Raw genomic sequence first — 14,689 nt, forward strand, 5'->3', positions numbered from 1 at the left:
GACTTCTTGTTTCGCCCCCTCGGGCGAGTCACTTCTTCCAAACCAAACGCCGAAGAAGTAACCAAGAAGGCTTGCCCCGGACATCCGGTTTTTCGCTTAGGCGAAAAATTCCCTCGTTAAAGCGCAGTTTCAGGGGCACGCCACGACGGGCCATCCCTGGCCCATCGTGGCTCTCGCGGCATCCATGCCGCTCAACCCCTGAAACTGCGCTTCAACGAGGCCTCCTGAACGGGGCCGTTCGGAGTGCGTGGATGTTTCTCTGGAAATCTCTTTAAAGCCAAAGCCAAAGCCAAAGCCAAAGCCGCAGAAGTGGGGCTCTTCGTAGGAGCGAGCTTGCTCGCGAATCGCCCAACGCCGGAGCGACGCAATGAAAAAGCCCCGCTTGAGCGGGGCTTTTTCATGTCGCCGGCAAGCTATCAGCGAACGGTCACTACCACCTTGCCCACCGCCTTGCGCTGGCCCAGGTGATTGATCGCATCGGCGGCCTTCTCCAGCGGGTAGGTCTGCGACACCAGCGGCTTGATCTTGCCTTCGGCGAACCACTGGAACAGCTGCTGGAAGTTCGCCGCGTTGTCCTGCGGCTGGCGCTGGGCGAAGGAGCCCCAGAACACACCGACCAGCGACGCACCCTTGAGCAGGGTGAGGTTGGCCGGCAGCGACGGGATGGTGCCGCTGGCGAAACCGACCACCAGCATGCGGCCGTTCCAGGCGATGGAGCGGAAGGCTTCCTCGAACAGGTCGCCGCCCACCGGATCGTAGATCACGTCCACGCCCTGGCCACCGGTGATTTCCTTGAGCTTGTCCTTCAGGCTGCCTTCGCTGTAGTTGATCAGCACGTCGGCACCGGCGGCCTTGGCCACTTCCAGCTTGGCCTCGCTGCTGGCGGCAGCGATCACTTTGGCGCCCATGGCCTTGCCGATTTCCACTGCTGCCAGGCCCACGCCACCGGAGGCGCCGAGCACCAGCAGGGTCTCGCCCGGCTGCAGGCTGGCTCGCTGCTTGAGTGCGTGCATGGAGGTGCCGTAGGTCATGCCGAAGGCGGCGGCGCTGGCGAAGTCCATGCCGTCGGGAATCGGCATCACGTTGTAGCCGGGCACCGCCACTTCTTCGGCGAAGCTGCCCCAGCCGGTCAGCGCCATCACGCGGTCGCCGGGTTTTACATGGCTGACCTTCTCACCGACGGCGCCGACCACGCCGGCGGCCTCGCCACCCGGGGAGAACGGGAAGGGCGGCTTGAACTGGTACTTGCCCTCGATGATCAGCGTGTCGGGGAAGTTCACCCCGGCGGCATGCACCTGCAGCAGGACTTCGTTCTTCTTCGGCTCGGGGCTGTCGATGTCTTCCAGCACCAGGGTTTCGGCGGGGCCGAAGGCTTTGCACAGCACGGCTTTCATGGGAGCACTCCACGCTAGGTATCGGAGCAGTGTAGGAGGGCGGGGCGGGTGGGCAAATCACCATGGTCCCGGCTTATGCCCCGATATAGCTTGGGCTGCGGCGCGAGTCTGGCTATCCTTTGGGCCATCGAATCCGGAGACATCGCCTTGAGAGCTTTCCTCGCCCTGTTGCTGGTCCTGTCCTTCAGTCCCTTCGTGGCCGCTTCGGAAGAGGCCAAGCCGGAAGACGCCAACAAGCCCGCCTTCGTCGACCTCACCCCGGCACTGGTGGGCAACTACGGCAGCGGTCCGAAGCTGAAGTACTTCAAGGCCGACATCGCGCTGAAAGTGACCGGCAAGGAAGCGTCGGACAAGGTCTCGCACCACGAGCCGCTGATCCGCAACCAGCTGGTGATGCTGTTCGCCCAGCAGACCGACGACTCCCTCGGCAGCGTCGACGGCAAGGAAAAGCTGCGCCAGGAAGCCCTCAAGCAGGTGCAGGGCGTGCTGCAGCAGGAAGAGGGCAAGCCGCTGGTCGACGACTTGCTGTTCAACAACCTGATCGTCCAGCCGTAAAGGGCCTGCGCATCGGCGATGCTGCGTTGAAAATCAGCGAGGGCTGCTCATATACAGCGAGTAAACTCCGCGCCCTCGCTGATTTTCGCCTTGCCTCACCTTCGCTCGGCGCCTTTCCGCTTACCGATTGAGATTCGTAAAGTCCTACATGTAGGACTTTTCGTCGCACGCCTGACCTGCATCAACCGGCATTCGCCGCTGGTCGCCGAACATCCCTACATGATCCGCTCGAATCGGAGCGCATGGACAAGGGGATACTCGGATGACAGGAAACGCAAAAAGCTGGCGCACCCGCGGACTGGTCGTGGTGGTCGCGGTCGTGCTCGCCGCGCTGGCCTGGCAGACGTTCAAGCCGACCGGCCTGGGCGAAGGCTTCGCCAGCGGCAATGGTCGCATCGAAGCCACCGAGGTGGACGTGGCCACCAAGCTCCCGGGGCGGGTGGCGGAAATCCTGGTGGACGAAGGCGACTTCGTGAAGGCCGGCGACGTGGTGGCGAAGATGGACACCCAGGTGCTCCAGGCCCAGCTCGCCCAGGCCCAGGCCGAGGTGCGCCAGGCGCAGAACGCCAGGCTCACTGCCGAGTCCCTGGTCGCCCAGCGCACCAGCGAGAAGGCCACCGCCGAAGCCGTGGTCGCCCAGCGCCAGGCCGAACTCACCGCCGCGCAGAAGCGCTTCAGCCGCACCGAACAACTGGTCAAGCGCAACGCCCTGCCGCAACAGCAACTCGACGATGACCGCGCGATGATGCAGAGCGCCCAGGCGGCGCTGGCCGCCGCGCGCTCCCAGGTGGTCTCGGCGCAGGCCGGCATAGCTGCCGCACGTTCCCAGGTGATCGAGGCGCAGTCGGCCATCGAGGCCGCTACCGCGAGCACCGTGCGCCTGCAGGCGGACATCGACGACAGCCTGCTCAAGGCACCGCGCAACGGCCGCGTGCAGTACCGCGTGGCACAGCCGGGCGAAGTGCTGGCGGCCGGCGGCAAGCTGCTCAACATGGTCGACCTGGCCGACGTCTACATGACCTTCTTCCTGCCCTCGGGCCAGGCCGGCAAGGTCGAACTGGGCCAGGAAGTACACCTGGTGATCGACGCCGTGCCGCAGTACGTGATTCCGGCCAAGGTGTCCTACGTCGCCAGTGTCGCGCAGTTCACGCCCAAGACCGTGGAGACCGCCAACGAGCGCGAGAAGCTGATGTTCCGAGTCAAGGCGCGCCTCGATCCGCAGCTGCTTGCGAAGTACATCACCTACGTGAAGACCGGCGTGCCGGGCATGGCCTACCTGCGCCTCGACCCGCAGGTGCAGTGGCCGGCTGAACTGCAGATCAAGGTCCCGCAATGAACGCCGCCGACTGCGTGGCCCGTCTGGCTGGCGTCTCGCTGCGCTATGGGCAGACCCGCGCAGTGGACGACGTGACCCTGGAAATCCCGGCCAACCGCATGGTCGGGCTGATCGGCCCGGACGGCGTTGGCAAGTCCAGCCTGCTGGCGCTGCTGGCCGGCGCGCGGAAGATGCAGGACGGCAAGATCCAGGTGCTCGGCGGCGACATGCGCGACGCGCGCCACCGTCGCGCCGTGTGCCCGCGCATCGCCTACATGCCGCAGGGCCTGGGCAAGAACCTCTACCCGACGCTCTCGGTGTTCGAGAACGTCGACTTCTTCGGCCGCCTGTTCGGCCACGACAAGGCTGAGCGCGAGCGGCGCATCGCCGACCTGCTGCACAGCACCGGCCTGGCGCCCTTCGCCGAGCGCCCGGCGGGCAAGCTCTCCGGCGGCATGAAGCAGAAGCTCGGGCTGTGCTGCGCGCTGATCCACGACCCCGACCTGCTGATCCTCGACGAGCCCACCACCGGCGTCGACCCGCTGTCGCGCAACCAGTTCTGGGAGCTGATCGCGCGCATCCGCGCCGGCCGCGAAGGCATGAGCGTGCTGGTGGCCACCGCCTACATGGAGGAGGCCGAGCGCTTCGACCACCTGGTGGCGATGGACGAGGGCAAGGTGCTCGCCACCGGTACACCCGCCGAGTTGCGCGCGCACACCGGCACGCAGAGTCTCGAAGAGGCCTTCATCGCGCTGCTGCCCGAGAGCAAGCGCGCCGGTCACCACAAGCTGGTCATTCCACCTCGGCCGCAGAATGATGGCGCGCCGCAGATCGCCATCGAGGCCGAGGGGCTGACCTGCCGCTTCGGCGATTTCGTCGCGGTGGACCGCGTCAGCTTCCGCATCGAGCGCGGGGAAATCTTCGGCTTCCTCGGCTCCAACGGCTGCGGCAAGTCCACCACCATGAAGATGCTCACCGGCCTGCTGCCGGCCAGCGAAGGCACCTGTGCGCTGTTTGGCCAGCCGGTCAACGCCAACGACATGGAGACCCGCCGGCGCGTCGGCTACATGTCCCAGGCCTTCTCGCTGTACGCCGAGCTGACGGTGCTGCAGAACCTCGAACTGCACGCCAAGCTCTTCCACATTCCGCACGAGCAGATCGAGCCACGCGTGCGGGAGATGCTCGAACGCTTCGATCTGGGCAAGGTCGCGGGCGAGCTGCCCGACAGCCTGCCGCTGGGTATCCGCCAGCGCCTGTCGCTGGCGGTGGCAGTGATCCACAAGCCGGAAATCCTGATCCTCGACGAGCCCACCTCGGGCGTCGACCCAGTGGCCCGCGACGGCTTCTGGGAACTGATGGTGGAGCTGTCGCGCAACGACGGCGTGACCATCTTCATCTCCACCCACTTCATGAACGAGGCCGAGCGCTGCGACCGCATCTCGCTGATGCATGCCGGCAAGGTGCTCGACAGCGATACCCCGCAGGGCCTGATCGACAAGCGCGGCCTGCCGACCCTGGAAGCCACCTTCATCGCCTACCTGGAAGAGGCCGCCGGCAGGGCGCCGGTGCCGGACGCTGCGCCTAGCCCTGAGAAGCCAGCTGAGCCCGCCCGCTACAAGGGCAGTGACCGCTTCAGCTGGCTGCGCCTGTTCAGCTACGCGCGCCGCGAAGCCATGGAGCTGCGCCGCGACCCGATCCGCCTGACCCTGGCGCTGGTGGGCACCGCGTTGCTGATGTTCATCATCGGCTACGGCATCAACATGGACGTGGAGGACCTCACCTACGCGGTACTTGACCGCGACCAGACCACCACCAGCCAGGCCTACGCGCTGAACATTTCCGGCTCGCGCTACTTCATCGAGCGCGCGCCGATCCAGAGCCCCGAGGAACTGGAGCGGCGCATGCGCAGCGGCGAGCTGAGCCTGGCGGTGGAAATCCCGCCGAACTTCGGCCGCGACCTGAAACGCGGCGCCGATCCGGCCATCGGCGTGTGGATCGACGGCGCCATGCCGACCCGCGCCAACACCGTGCTCGGCTACGTACAGGGCCTGCACGCGAGTTACCTGGCCGATCTCGCCCGGCAGACCGGCAGCCCCGCGGTCAGCGCGGCGGCCAGCACCGAGGTGCGCTACCGCTACAACCCGGACGTGGAGAGCTTGAAAGCCATGGTGCCGGCGGTGATCCCGCTGCTGCTGATCATGATCCCGGCGATGCTCACCGCCCTGGGCGTGGTGCGCGAGAAGGAGCTGGGCTCGATCACCAACCTCTACGTCACCCCGGTCACGCGGCTGGAGTTCCTGCTGGGCAAGCAGCTGCCCTACATCGGCATGGGCATGGTCAACTTCGTGCTGATGCTGGCCATGGCCGTGCTGCTGTTCCAGGTGCCCCTCAAGGGCAGCTTCCTGGCGCTGCTGGTCGGCGCCTTCCTCTACGTGGTGACCAGCACCGGGCTCGGCCTGCTGCTCTCGACATTCATGAAGAGCCAGATCGCCGCAGTGTTCGGCACCGCCATCGCCACCATGATCCCGGCCATCCAGTTCTCCGGACTGATCCATCCGGTGTCGTCGCTGGAAGGCGCGGCGCAGGTGATCGGCCAGCTCTACCCGACCTCGCACTTCCTGATCGTCAGTCGCGGGGCCTTCTCCAAGGCGCTGGGTTTTGCCGACCTGTGGGTCTACTACCTGCCGCTGCTGGCGATGGTGGTGGTGCTGACGCTGCTCAGCGTCGCCTGCCTGAAGAAGCAGGAGGACTGAGCGATGAGGAAGCTGGCGAACATCTTCAACCTCGGTATCAAGGAATTCCGCAGCCTGGGGCGCGACTACGCGATGCTGATCCTGATCGCCTGGGCCTTCACCCTGGGCGTCTACAGCTCGGCCACCGGCGTGCCGGAAACCTTGCACCACGCGCCCATCGCCATCGTCGACGAGGACCAGTCGCAGCTCTCCTCGCGCATCGTCAACGCCTTCCAGCCGCCGTATTTCCGTGTCCCGGAAATGATCGACCACGCGCAGATGGACCGCGGCATGGACGTCGGCCTGTACACCTTCACCCTGGACATCCCGCCGGACTTCCAGCGCGACGTGCTGGCCGGGCGGCAGCCGGCGATCCAGGTCAACGTCGATGCGACGCAGACCGGCCAGGCATTCTCCGGCGCCGGCTACATCCAGAACATCGTCGGCACCGAGGTGCGCGAGTTCGTCAGCCGCTACCGTGCCGAGGCGACGATGCCAGCGGCGTTGGCAGTGCGCATGGAGTTCAACCCGAACCTGACCCAGGCCTGGTTCGGCGCGGTGATGGAGGTGATCAACCAGATCACCATGCTGTCGATCATCCTCACCGGCGCCGCGCTGATCCGCGAGCGCGAGCACGGCACGGTGGAACACCTGCTGGTGATGCCGCTGACCGCCTTCGAGATCATGATGGCCAAGGTCTGGTCCATGGGCGCGGTGGTGCTGGTGGCGGCCGCCATCTCGCTGCAGTTGGTGGTGCGTGGCTGGCTCGACGTGCCGATCAGCGGCTCGGTGGGACTGTTCCTGCTGGGCGCGGCGCTGCACCTGTTCGCCACCACGTCCATGGGCATCTTTCTCGGCACCGTGGCGCGCTCGATGCCGCAACTGGGGTTGCTGGTGATCCTCACCCTGATGCCGCTGCAGATTCTTTCCGGCGGCACCACGCCGCGCGAGAGCATGCCGGAGCTGGTGCAGAACATCATGCTGGCGGCGCCGACCACGCACTTCGTCAGCCTGGCCCAGGCGATCCTCTACCGGGGCGCCGACCTGTCCATCGTCTGGCCGCAGCTATTGGCCATAGTCGGGATTGGCGCGGCGTTCTTCGCGGGCGCCTTGTGGCGCTTCCGCCGGACTATCGGGCAGATGGCCTGAACGGACTCCCCCTATAACAGCCGCCGACTTATTCCACCGGCCACACGGACGTCTGGTTCCGACCCTTGTGCTTGGCCGCGTACAGCGCCTGGTCGGCCTGGGCGACCAACTGGTCCGGCTCGGTATCCTGTCCCGGCTTGGCGATGGCCACGCCGATGCTGATGGTCAGCCGTCCCAGTTCGGTGGCCGGGTGTGCGATCGCCAGTTCGGCAATCCGCTGGTGTACCCGCGCGGCTACATGGGTGGCGCCGTCCAGGCCGGTATCGGTGAGGATGATCACGAACTCCTCGCCACCGTAGCGGCAGGCCGCGTCGCCCTCGCGCTGCAGGCAGCTGCGCAGGGCGCCGGCAACCCGGCGCAGGGCATCGTCGCCGGCCAGGTGGCCGAGGTAGTCGTTGAACAGCTTGAAGTGGTCGACATCGAGCATCAGCAGCGCCAGCGGCGAGTCGGAGCGGCGCAGGCGGCGCCATTCGCTCTGCAGCTGGCGGTCGAAGTAGCGGCGGTTGAACAGGCCGGTAAGGCCATCCTGCTGCGACTGCTTCTGCAGCTGGGCCTCCAGTTGCAGGCGCTCGCCGTTGTCGCGGGCCACGGCGATCAGGTACTCGCGCCCGCCCTGGTGGACCAGTTGGGTGTTGATCTCCGCCGCCTGCAGGCTGCCGTCGCGGCGTTGCATCTCGCGCTGGAAGATCATCGCCAGGTTCAGCCGGTCGGCCTGCTGCACCAATTGCAGCCAGGCGAAGAAGCCGGGAATCAGTCGCTCCGGATCGTCGCGCAGCAGCTGGCGGAAGTCCTCGGCGCTGTAGCCAAGGCTGCTGTAGGTGGCGCGGTTCATGTGCAGCAGTTCGCGGGTCTGCAGGTCGAAGATGAACAGCGCATCGCGGCTGGAGTCGGTGAGGTCCAGGACCAGCTGCAGGCGCTCGCGGCTGTCGAGCAGGTGCCCTTCGATTTCCTGGCGTTGTTCGGCTTCCAGGCTGAACAGTCGATTGCTGGCGCTCAGCGCAGCGGCGCGGCGGGCGTTGTCCAGCGCCAGGGCGAGGGCGGCGACCAGCAGCAGGCTGATGGTCACGGCGGTACTGAACACCACGGCCGGCAGTGGCGTGGAGATCGACTGCACCAGCGTTGCGCCGGGGCTGAGCTCCAGCTCGAAGCTATGGTTGTTCAGCAGTTGCAGCGGCAGGCGCAGGGTGTCTTCCGCCCGGCTGTCTGGCTGGGCACGAACGTAGAGCGGCTCGCCGTGCTCCAGCAGGCGTACGCTGAACAGGTGGTTGTCGGCCTGCTCGAGCAGATGGTTCATCAGGTTGCCGACCCGGAAGACGCCTTCCATGAAGCCGTCGAAACGCAGCGTACCGTCGGCGGCGTGCAGGTAGACCGGTGTGTAGAGCACGAAGCCGCGGCCGCCCTGGAGCAGCTCGATGCTGTCGCTCAGGCGCGGTTTGCCGGTGTCGCGGGCGGCCATGGCGGTGGCGTAGCCAGGGCTCATCGGTGTCAGCCAGTAGTTCAACGCCTCCTCATTGCCTTGCAGGGGCTCCACCCAGTGGATACGCATGTCCGCATCGGCCCACTGGATCGACTGGTAGCCGGGGAAGTTGTCGATATAGAAGCGCGCGTTGAGCTCCCACTCCGAGCGCGGGATACGCGCGTGGTGGGTCCAGAGCTGCGCCAGCAGGTTCAGGCCCTGCACCTGTTCGTGCAGGTTGGCTTCCAGTTGATGGGCCAGGGCGCGCGCCTGGTAGTTCAGGCGTTCTCGAACCCGTTGCCGTTCACTGCTGGCCAGCTCATGGCCGAGCCAGGCACTGGCCAGCAACAGGATGCAGAGCAGGCCGCCAAGTCCGAGATAGTTGGCTAGAGAGGACTTCAGGCGGTCCATGCGGTGAGTTCCGTAAACGTTCCTTACCTAATAGCACAGTGATATCGGTCTTTCACTGTCGGGCCTTTTCCATTGTCGGCCCCTGGCCTCATCGAGCCAGGGTCAGCACGATCTGCCATTGCTCCTCGGTCACCGGCATCACCGACAGACGGCTGCCGCGCTGGACCAACGGCATCTCTTCAAGCCCCGCCTGGGCCTTGAGCGCGGCCAGCGGCAGTACCGACCTGAAGGCTTCGACGAAGCCGACGTCGCGGGCGGTCCAGGGATTCTTGTCGTCGCTGGCCTTGGGGTCGTGATAGTGGCTTTGCGGATCGAGCGCCGTGGGGTCGGGGTAGGCCTCGCCCTCGATCTGCGCAATACCGGCGATACCCGGCTCGGGGCAGCTGGAGTGATAGAAGAAGAACAGGTCGCCCGGCTGCATGCTGCGCATGAAGTTGCGCGCCTGGTAATTGCGCACGCCGTCCCAGCGTGCGGTCTTCAGGCGCTTGAGGTCGTGGATCGAGAGTTCATCGGGCTCGGATTTCATCAGCCAGTAAGCGCGTGCCATCGGCGAGGGGCTCCTTGTCTGTGGCGGGTGGGCGGAAGCGGGCGCGAGGTCCGTCCGGTGACTAATGGTAGGTGCTTCCCCTGCGACAAGCTGCCGGCTCGCGGAAGACCCGTCGCAGGAAGAATATGTAGGAAAACGGCATGAACTTTGCCTGAAAGTGCCCGAAGTTTTGGCAGGCGTGCCTCCTCCGACGATCGGTTGGCGTCAGAATTGCGGGAAGCTTTTCATTGTCGGAGAATGCCGCCGTTTTTAGCTTGGCCCGCCGGACGGACAAAAAACCACCGCCGGCCATCGTGGACAGTTTGCCTGGAAGGGGGAGGCAATCGATGAAACGCAAGCCTGATCTTTTGTGGGTTCTGGTAATCCTGTTCGGCCTGGGGGTCGTCACCACTGGTTACACCCAGAGCCTCTGGGAGCGCCAGGGCGGTATTCCTGCCCGGGTCACTCAGCAGCCCTGATCCATCCGCGACGGTTATCGCAGGGAACGCGATACCGCAGCGAGCCGGCCATACCAGCCGCCGTCCGTCACCGTGCCCATCAGCGGTACGTCCCAACTGGCCAGTTCCAGTCGATCGACCTTCTGACACTCGTGCGCCAGGCCCAATAGCGTCGGGGACTGCCAATTTTTGCGCAGGCCCAGATAGGCCAGGGTGCGGTCATAGAATCCCTTGCCCATTCCCAGGCGTCCGCCCAGGGGATCGAATCCCACCAGTGGCAGCAGCAACAGGTCCAGCGCCCAGGCCGGGCGTTGCTGGCCGCGATTGGGCACCGGCTCGGCAATGCCGAAGCGGTTGCGCGTCCAGCGTTCGCCAATGCCGACGCGCTGGAAGGTCATGTGGGTCTTCGGCCAGTGCGACAGCACCGGCAGGTAGGTCGCCTTTCCACGCTTCTGCGCCGCCTTCATCAGCGGACGCGGGTCGATCTCGCCGTCAGCCGGCAGATACAGGGCGATGTGCCTCGCCCGGCGGAACAGCGGATGCTGCGCGAGCTGGCGATACAGGGCCTGGGCGGCGAGGCGTTGCTGAAGGGGAGTGAGCGCGCGTCTGGCCTGGCGCAACTGGCGGCGCAGGGCAGGGCGGGAGAGACCGTCGGATCGGATCATGGAAGGGTAAAGCTCCCCGGACATGCCGCTGTCGGGTTAGCCCTTGAACCCGAGAGTTCAAGGTGGCGGTTGCAGTAGGCTTTAAGGCTTTCCGTCGTGCGGACATGCACACCAGCCCAACTGGCAACCTCCGTTGTTGCAATTATCGGCTCAGGGACATCACCGACTGGCAAACACACCAGGGAACGGGGTGGATTATACCCCAAGGAATTTTCCAGGGTCAGACTTCACCCGGCTCCTTATCGGTGGTAAGGGCGCGGTCCACGCGCTCGAGCAGCTCGCGCACGCGCTCGCGGGTGGAGCTGCTGTCGTGATCCTGGCGCTCCTGCTTGTGCAGCAGGTCGTGGGTGATGTTCAGGGCAGCCATCACCGCCACGCGGTCGGCGCCGATCACTTTGCCGCTGGAGCGGATCTCGCGCATCTTGCTGTCGAGATAGCGCGCAGCGCTTTCCAGGTTGACGCGCTCGTCCGGAGGGCAGGCGATGCAGTACTCCTTGTCGAGGATTTGAACGTTCAGGGTATTCGACTGGCTCATGAGTCCTGCTCCAAGGCTTTGAGTCGCAAAATCATCGCTTCGACCTTCTGCCGAGCCATTTCGTTCTTCTCGATCAGATGGGCGCGTTCTTCCCGCCAGCTTTTCTCGTTCGCCCGCAGCAGCCGGTTTTCGGCCTTGAGCTGCTCCAGGCGCTGGAGCAACTGGTCGAACTTGGCGATCAGCGTGAGCAGGTCGGCGTCTTCCATGGGTTCTCGCTTGGCTCTTTACTCTGAGAATGGGAGTGACCGGAAACTATATAGGACCGCCGCGGGGGCGGGTCAACGCGGCGACCCGTTACATGGTCTTGCACCGGGCGGCGGTGCTAGGATACGGGACCACATTCTATGCGCGGCGCCCGATGGCGCCTAGCTGCCTTACCCCGGGTTCGATCATGTCCACGTCAAGTTCCGCCTATTCCGCCTTTGCCACCCTGCTCGCCGAGGCTGCCCTGCCTATCTCTCCCGCCGAATTGCACGGCCATCTGCTCGGCCGCGTCTGCGCAGGGTCCGGCTTCGACCAGGACGAATGGCTGCAGGCCGCAGGTGAGCTGCTCGGCGGCGAGCCGGGCGAGCGACTGAGCGCGGCACTGGGCGGCCTGCTGGGCATGGTCCAGCAGGACTTCAGCGCCGGTGAGATGGCCGTGGTGCTGATGCTGCCCAACGATGACGCCCCGCTCGCCGAGCGCGCCGCGGCCCTGGGCCAGTGGTGCCAGGGCTTCCTCGCCGGCTTTGGCCTGGCGCTGCGTTCCCCCAGCCTGTCGGACGAAGCCGACGAAGTGCTGCAGGATATCGCCGCCATTGCCCAGGTCCAGGGCGCGCTGGAAGATTCCGAAGACGGCGAGGCCGACTACATGGAAGTGCAGGAATACCTGCGCGTCGCCCCGCTGCTGCTGTTCTCCGAATTCGGCAAGGTGCCGGCACCGGCCGAGAAACCGTCCCTGCATTGAGGTTGCTGCATGATCCGTATCGCCAAGTCGGAATACGCCCGTCGGCGCAAGGCGCTGATGGCGCAGATGGAACCCAACAGCATCGCCATTCTCCCGGCGGCGCCGATGTACATCCGCAACCGTGACGTCGAGCATGTCTACCGCCAGGACAGCGACTTCCAGTACCTCACCGGCTTCCCCGAGCCGGAAGCGGTGATGGCGCTGATCCCCGGCCGCGAGCACGGCGAGTACGTGCTGTTCTGCCGCGAGCGCGATCCGGAACGTGAACTCTGGGACGGCCTGCGCGCCGGCCAGGACGGCGCGATCAGCACCTTCGGCGCCGACGATGCCTTCCCCATCGGCGATATCGACGACATCCTCCCCGGCCTGATCGAAGGCCGCGATCGCGTCTACTACGCGCTGGGCGCCAACCAGGAATTCGACCGCCGGCTGGTGGACTGGATCAACGTGATCCGCTCCAAGGCCCGCCAGGGCGCGCAGCCGCCGAACGAGTTCGTCGCCCTCGACCACCTGCTGCACGACCTGCGCCTGTACAAGAGCGCGGGCGAAGTGAAGGTGATGCGCTACGCAGCCGAGGTTTCCGCCGGCGCCCACGTGCGCGCCATGCAGATCTGCCGTCCGGGGCTGAACGAGTACCACCTGGAAGCCGAGCTGGACTACGCCTTCCGCAAGGGCGGGGCGAAGATGCCGGCCTACGGCTCCATCGTCGCCACCGGCCGCAACGCCTGCATCCTGCACTACCGGGAGAACGACGCGACGATCAAGGACGGCGACCTGATCCTGATCGACGCCGGCTGCGAGATCGACTGCTACGCCAGCGACATCACCCGTACCTTCCCGGCCAATGGCACCTTCAGCCCCGAGCAGAAGGCCATCTACGAGCTGGTCCTGGAAGCCAACGTCGCCGCGTTCGACTACATCGCTCCCGGCCGTCACTGGAACGAGGCCCATGAAGCCACCGTGCGGGTCATCACCGCCGGGCTGGTGAAGCTCGGCCTGCTCAGCGGCGATGTCGACGAGCTGATCGACAGCGAAGCCTACAAGGCCTTCTACATGCACCGTGCCGGCCACTGGCTGGGCATGGACGTGCACGACGTCGGCGAATACAAGGTCGGCGGCGAGTGGCGCGTGCTCGAAGTCGGCATGTCGATGACCGTCGAGCCGGGCATCTACATCTCCCCGGACAACACCGACGTGCCGAAGAAGTGGCGCGGCATTGGCGTGCGCATCGAGGACGACGTGGTGGTGACCAAAACCGGCTGCGAAATCCTGACCAACGGCGTGCCCAAGACCGTCGCCGAGATCGAGGCCCTGATGGCCGAAGCCCGCGCCCAGGCCGCCTGACATGCAACGTACGCAACTGGCCATCATCGGTGGCGGACTGGTCGGCGCGAGCCTGGCGCTGATTCTCCAGACCGGTGCCCGCGAGCGCGGCTGGCAGATCGTGCTGGTCGAGCCCTTCGCCCCCGGCGATGCCTACCAGCCCAGCTACGATGCGCGTTCGTCCGCACTGTCCTTCGGCAGCCGACAGATCTACGAACGCCTGGGGCTCTGGCAGCAGATCGCCCAGCGCGCCGAGCCGATCTCGCAGATTCACGTCTCCGACCGTGGCCGCTTTGGCTCCGCACGCCTGACGGCGGTGGAAGAGGGCGTTCCGGCCCTCGGCTACGTGGTGGAGAACGCCTGGCTCGGGCAGTGCCTGTGGCACGCGCTGGACCCGGAGGTGGTGAGCTGGCGCTGCCCCGCCGAGGTGCGGCGCATGGACGCCCTGGGCGACGGCTATCGCCTGACCCTGGACGACGACACGCAGTTGGACTGCGACCTCGCCGTACTGGCCGACGGTGGCCGCTCCGGCCTGCGCGAGCAACTGGGCATTGGCGTGCGCGCCTCGTCCTACGGGCAGACCGCGCTGATCGCCAACGTCAGCCCGTCCGAAGACCACCGCGGCCAGGCCTTCGAACGCTTCACCGAGAACGGCCCGCTGGCCCTGCTGCCGCTGCCGGATAACCGCTGCGCGCTGGTCTGGACCCGCAACGGTCGCGACGCCGAACGCTTGCGCGAACTGTCCGACGCCGCCTTTCTCGCCGAGCTGCAGGATGCCTTCGGCTATCGCCTGGGTGCCTTCCGGCAGGTCGGTGCGCGCCATGGCTACCCGCTGAGCCTGATCGAGGCCGAGGAACAGATTCGCCCGCACCTGGTGGTGCTGGGCAACGCCGCCCACAGCCTGCACCCGATTGCCGGGCAGGGCTTCAACCTGTCGCTGCGCGATGCCCAGGCCCTGGGCGACCGGCTGCTGCAGGAAGAGGCCGCGCCGGGCGACTTTGCCGTACTGCAGCGCTATCTGGACGGCCAGCGTCTGGACCAGCAGATGACCGTCGGCTTCTCCGACCGCGTCACCCGCCTGTTCTCCAACGCCCAGCCGCTGCTCGCCACCAGCCGCAACCTGGGCCTGCTCGGCCTCGACCTGCTGCCGCCGGCCAAGCGCTGGTTCGCCCGCCAGGCCATGGGCCTGGGCGCCCGCCCGGTGTGACAGCCCCAGTCAATAAG

14 protein-coding genes and 1 other RNA gene are annotated in these 14,689 nt (G+C 66.1%); 8 read left to right on the forward strand and 7 right to left on the reverse strand.

What is annotated here, in order from left to right:
* Positions 1 to 416: 416 nt before the first annotated feature.
* Positions 417 to 1,394: an NADPH:quinone oxidoreductase family protein gene (locus GA645_RS01605; protein ID WP_152219331.1), complete on the reverse strand. Its 978-nt coding sequence runs from the start codon at positions 1,392 to 1,394 to the stop codon at positions 417 to 419.
* Between the two features lie 147 nt (positions 1,395 to 1,541).
* On the opposite strand from GA645_RS01605, the gene GA645_RS01610 reads away from it, so the two are divergent.
* From GA645_RS01610 to GA645_RS01625, 4 genes are all read left to right on the forward strand, one after another.
* Complete coding sequence (locus GA645_RS01610; protein WP_152219334.1) at positions 1,542 to 1,949, forward strand: flagellar basal body-associated protein FliL; 408 nt, start codon at positions 1,542 to 1,544, stop codon at positions 1,947 to 1,949.
* Between the two features lie 262 nt (positions 1,950 to 2,211).
* On the forward strand, positions 2,212 to 3,285 hold the full coding sequence (locus GA645_RS01615) for an HlyD family secretion protein (RefSeq protein WP_152219336.1): 1,074 nt from the start codon (positions 2,212 to 2,214) through the stop codon (positions 3,283 to 3,285).
* Complete coding sequence (rbbA, locus tag GA645_RS01620; protein WP_152219338.1) at positions 3,282 to 6,017, forward strand: ribosome-associated ATPase/putative transporter RbbA; 2,736 nt, start codon at positions 3,282 to 3,284, stop codon at positions 6,015 to 6,017. Before GA645_RS01615 ends, rbbA begins: the two co-directional genes overlap by 4 nt.
* A 3-nt stretch (positions 6,018 to 6,020) precedes the next feature.
* A complete protein-coding gene (locus GA645_RS01625) occupies positions 6,021 to 7,145 on the forward strand; it encodes an ABC transporter permease (RefSeq protein WP_152219339.1) in 1,125 nt (374 codons plus the stop codon).
* A gap of 28 nt (positions 7,146 to 7,173) precedes the next feature.
* On the opposite strand, the gene GA645_RS01630 is transcribed toward GA645_RS01625, so the two are convergent.
* Together GA645_RS01630 and GA645_RS01635 are read right to left on the reverse strand one after the other, a co-directional pair.
* Positions 7,174 to 9,012, reverse strand: a complete 1,839-nt coding sequence (locus tag GA645_RS01630; protein WP_152219341.1) for a diguanylate cyclase — start codon at positions 9,010 to 9,012, stop codon at positions 7,174 to 7,176.
* Between the two features lie 88 nt (positions 9,013 to 9,100).
* Positions 9,101 to 9,559 (reverse strand): EVE domain-containing protein, encoded by a 459-nt coding sequence (locus tag GA645_RS01635; RefSeq protein ID WP_152219343.1) that lies wholly within the window; start codon positions 9,557 to 9,559, stop codon positions 9,101 to 9,103.
* Positions 9,560 to 9,885: 326 nt separating this feature from the next.
* Here GA645_RS01635 and GA645_RS28935 point away from each other — a divergent pair, with 326 nt between their 5' ends.
* On the forward strand, positions 9,886 to 10,017 hold the full coding sequence (locus GA645_RS28935; protein ID WP_256676044.1) for a hypothetical protein: 132 nt from the start codon (positions 9,886 to 9,888) through the stop codon (positions 10,015 to 10,017).
* Between the two features lie 14 nt (positions 10,018 to 10,031).
* On the opposite strand, the gene GA645_RS01640 is transcribed toward GA645_RS28935, so the two are convergent.
* From GA645_RS01640 to GA645_RS01655, 4 genes are all read right to left on the reverse strand, one after another.
* The gene (locus tag GA645_RS01640; RefSeq protein WP_152219345.1) at positions 10,032 to 10,661 is read right to left on the reverse strand and encodes a 5-formyltetrahydrofolate cyclo-ligase; all 630 of its coding nucleotides are present in this window, start codon (positions 10,659 to 10,661) and stop codon (positions 10,032 to 10,034) included.
* Positions 10,662 to 10,670: 9 nt separating this feature from the next.
* Positions 10,671 to 10,849: non-coding RNA, 6S RNA (ssrS, locus tag GA645_RS01645), on the reverse strand.
* Between the two features lie 32 nt (positions 10,850 to 10,881).
* Entirely contained in the window at positions 10,882 to 11,196 is a 315-nt protein-coding gene (locus tag GA645_RS01650) for a cell division protein ZapA (protein WP_152219347.1), read from the reverse strand.
* Positions 11,193 to 11,402 (reverse strand): TIGR02449 family protein, encoded by a 210-nt coding sequence (locus GA645_RS01655; RefSeq protein WP_152219349.1) that lies wholly within the window; start codon positions 11,400 to 11,402, stop codon positions 11,193 to 11,195. The genes GA645_RS01650 and GA645_RS01655 overlap by 4 nt, the downstream gene beginning before the upstream one ends.
* A 185-nt stretch (positions 11,403 to 11,587) precedes the next feature.
* Here GA645_RS01655 and GA645_RS01660 point away from each other — a divergent pair, with 185 nt between their 5' ends.
* The 3 genes from GA645_RS01660 to ubiH are packed head-to-tail and all read left to right on the forward strand — an operon-like array spanning position 11,588 to position 14,672.
* Positions 11,588 to 12,142, forward strand: coding sequence for a UPF0149 family protein (locus GA645_RS01660; RefSeq protein ID WP_152219351.1), 555 nt, complete (start codon positions 11,588 to 11,590; stop codon positions 12,140 to 12,142).
* 9 nt (positions 12,143 to 12,151) lie between these two features.
* On the forward strand, positions 12,152 to 13,486 hold the full coding sequence (gene pepP, locus GA645_RS01665) for a Xaa-Pro aminopeptidase (protein WP_152219353.1): 1,335 nt from the start codon (positions 12,152 to 12,154) through the stop codon (positions 13,484 to 13,486).
* Between the two features lies 1 nt (position 13,487).
* On the forward strand, positions 13,488 to 14,672 hold the full coding sequence (ubiH, locus tag GA645_RS01670) for a 2-octaprenyl-6-methoxyphenyl hydroxylase (protein ID WP_152219355.1): 1,185 nt from the start codon (positions 13,488 to 13,490) through the stop codon (positions 14,670 to 14,672).
* Positions 14,673 to 14,689 lie beyond the last annotated feature (17 nt).

The sequence above is a fragment of the Pseudomonas sp. SCB32 genome, from assembly GCF_009189165.1.
Lineage (GTDB): Bacteria > Pseudomonadota > Gammaproteobacteria > Pseudomonadales > Pseudomonadaceae > Pseudomonas.

What these genes read in the sequence shown, in the direction of transcription:
- ubiH (WP_152219355.1), top strand. Translation starts at nt 13,488, where the DNA reads ATGCAACGTACGCAACTGGCCATCATCGGTGGCGGACTGGTCGGCGCG.
- pepP (WP_152219353.1), top strand. Translation starts at nt 12,152, where the DNA reads ATGATCCGTATCGCCAAGTCGGAATACGCCCGTCGGCGCAAGGCGCTG.
- GA645_RS01660 (WP_152219351.1), top strand. Translation starts at nt 11,588, where the DNA reads ATGTCCACGTCAAGTTCCGCCTATTCCGCCTTTGCCACCCTGCTCGCC.
- GA645_RS01625 (WP_152219339.1), top strand. Translation starts at nt 6,021, where the DNA reads ATGAGGAAGCTGGCGAACATCTTCAACCTCGGTATCAAGGAATTCCGC.
- GA645_RS01605 (WP_152219331.1), bottom strand. Translation starts at nt 1,394, where the DNA reads ATGAAAGCCGTGCTGTGCAAAGCCTTCGGCCCCGCCGAAACCCTGGTG.
- GA645_RS28935 (WP_256676044.1), top strand. Translation starts at nt 9,886, where the DNA reads ATGAAACGCAAGCCTGATCTTTTGTGGGTTCTGGTAATCCTGTTCGGC.
- GA645_RS01640 (WP_152219345.1), bottom strand. Translation starts at nt 10,661, where the DNA reads ATGATCCGATCCGACGGTCTCTCCCGCCCTGCCCTGCGCCGCCAGTTG.
- rbbA (WP_152219338.1), top strand. Translation starts at nt 3,282, where the DNA reads ATGAACGCCGCCGACTGCGTGGCCCGTCTGGCTGGCGTCTCGCTGCGC.
- GA645_RS01630 (WP_152219341.1), bottom strand. Translation starts at nt 9,012, where the DNA reads ATGGACCGCCTGAAGTCCTCTCTAGCCAACTATCTCGGACTTGGCGGC.
- GA645_RS01655 (WP_152219349.1), bottom strand. Translation starts at nt 11,402, where the DNA reads ATGGAAGACGCCGACCTGCTCACGCTGATCGCCAAGTTCGACCAGTTG.
- GA645_RS01615 (WP_152219336.1), top strand. Translation starts at nt 2,212, where the DNA reads ATGACAGGAAACGCAAAAAGCTGGCGCACCCGCGGACTGGTCGTGGTG.
- GA645_RS01650 (WP_152219347.1), bottom strand. Translation starts at nt 11,196, where the DNA reads ATGAGCCAGTCGAATACCCTGAACGTTCAAATCCTCGACAAGGAGTAC.
- GA645_RS01635 (WP_152219343.1), bottom strand. Translation starts at nt 9,559, where the DNA reads ATGGCACGCGCTTACTGGCTGATGAAATCCGAGCCCGATGAACTCTCG.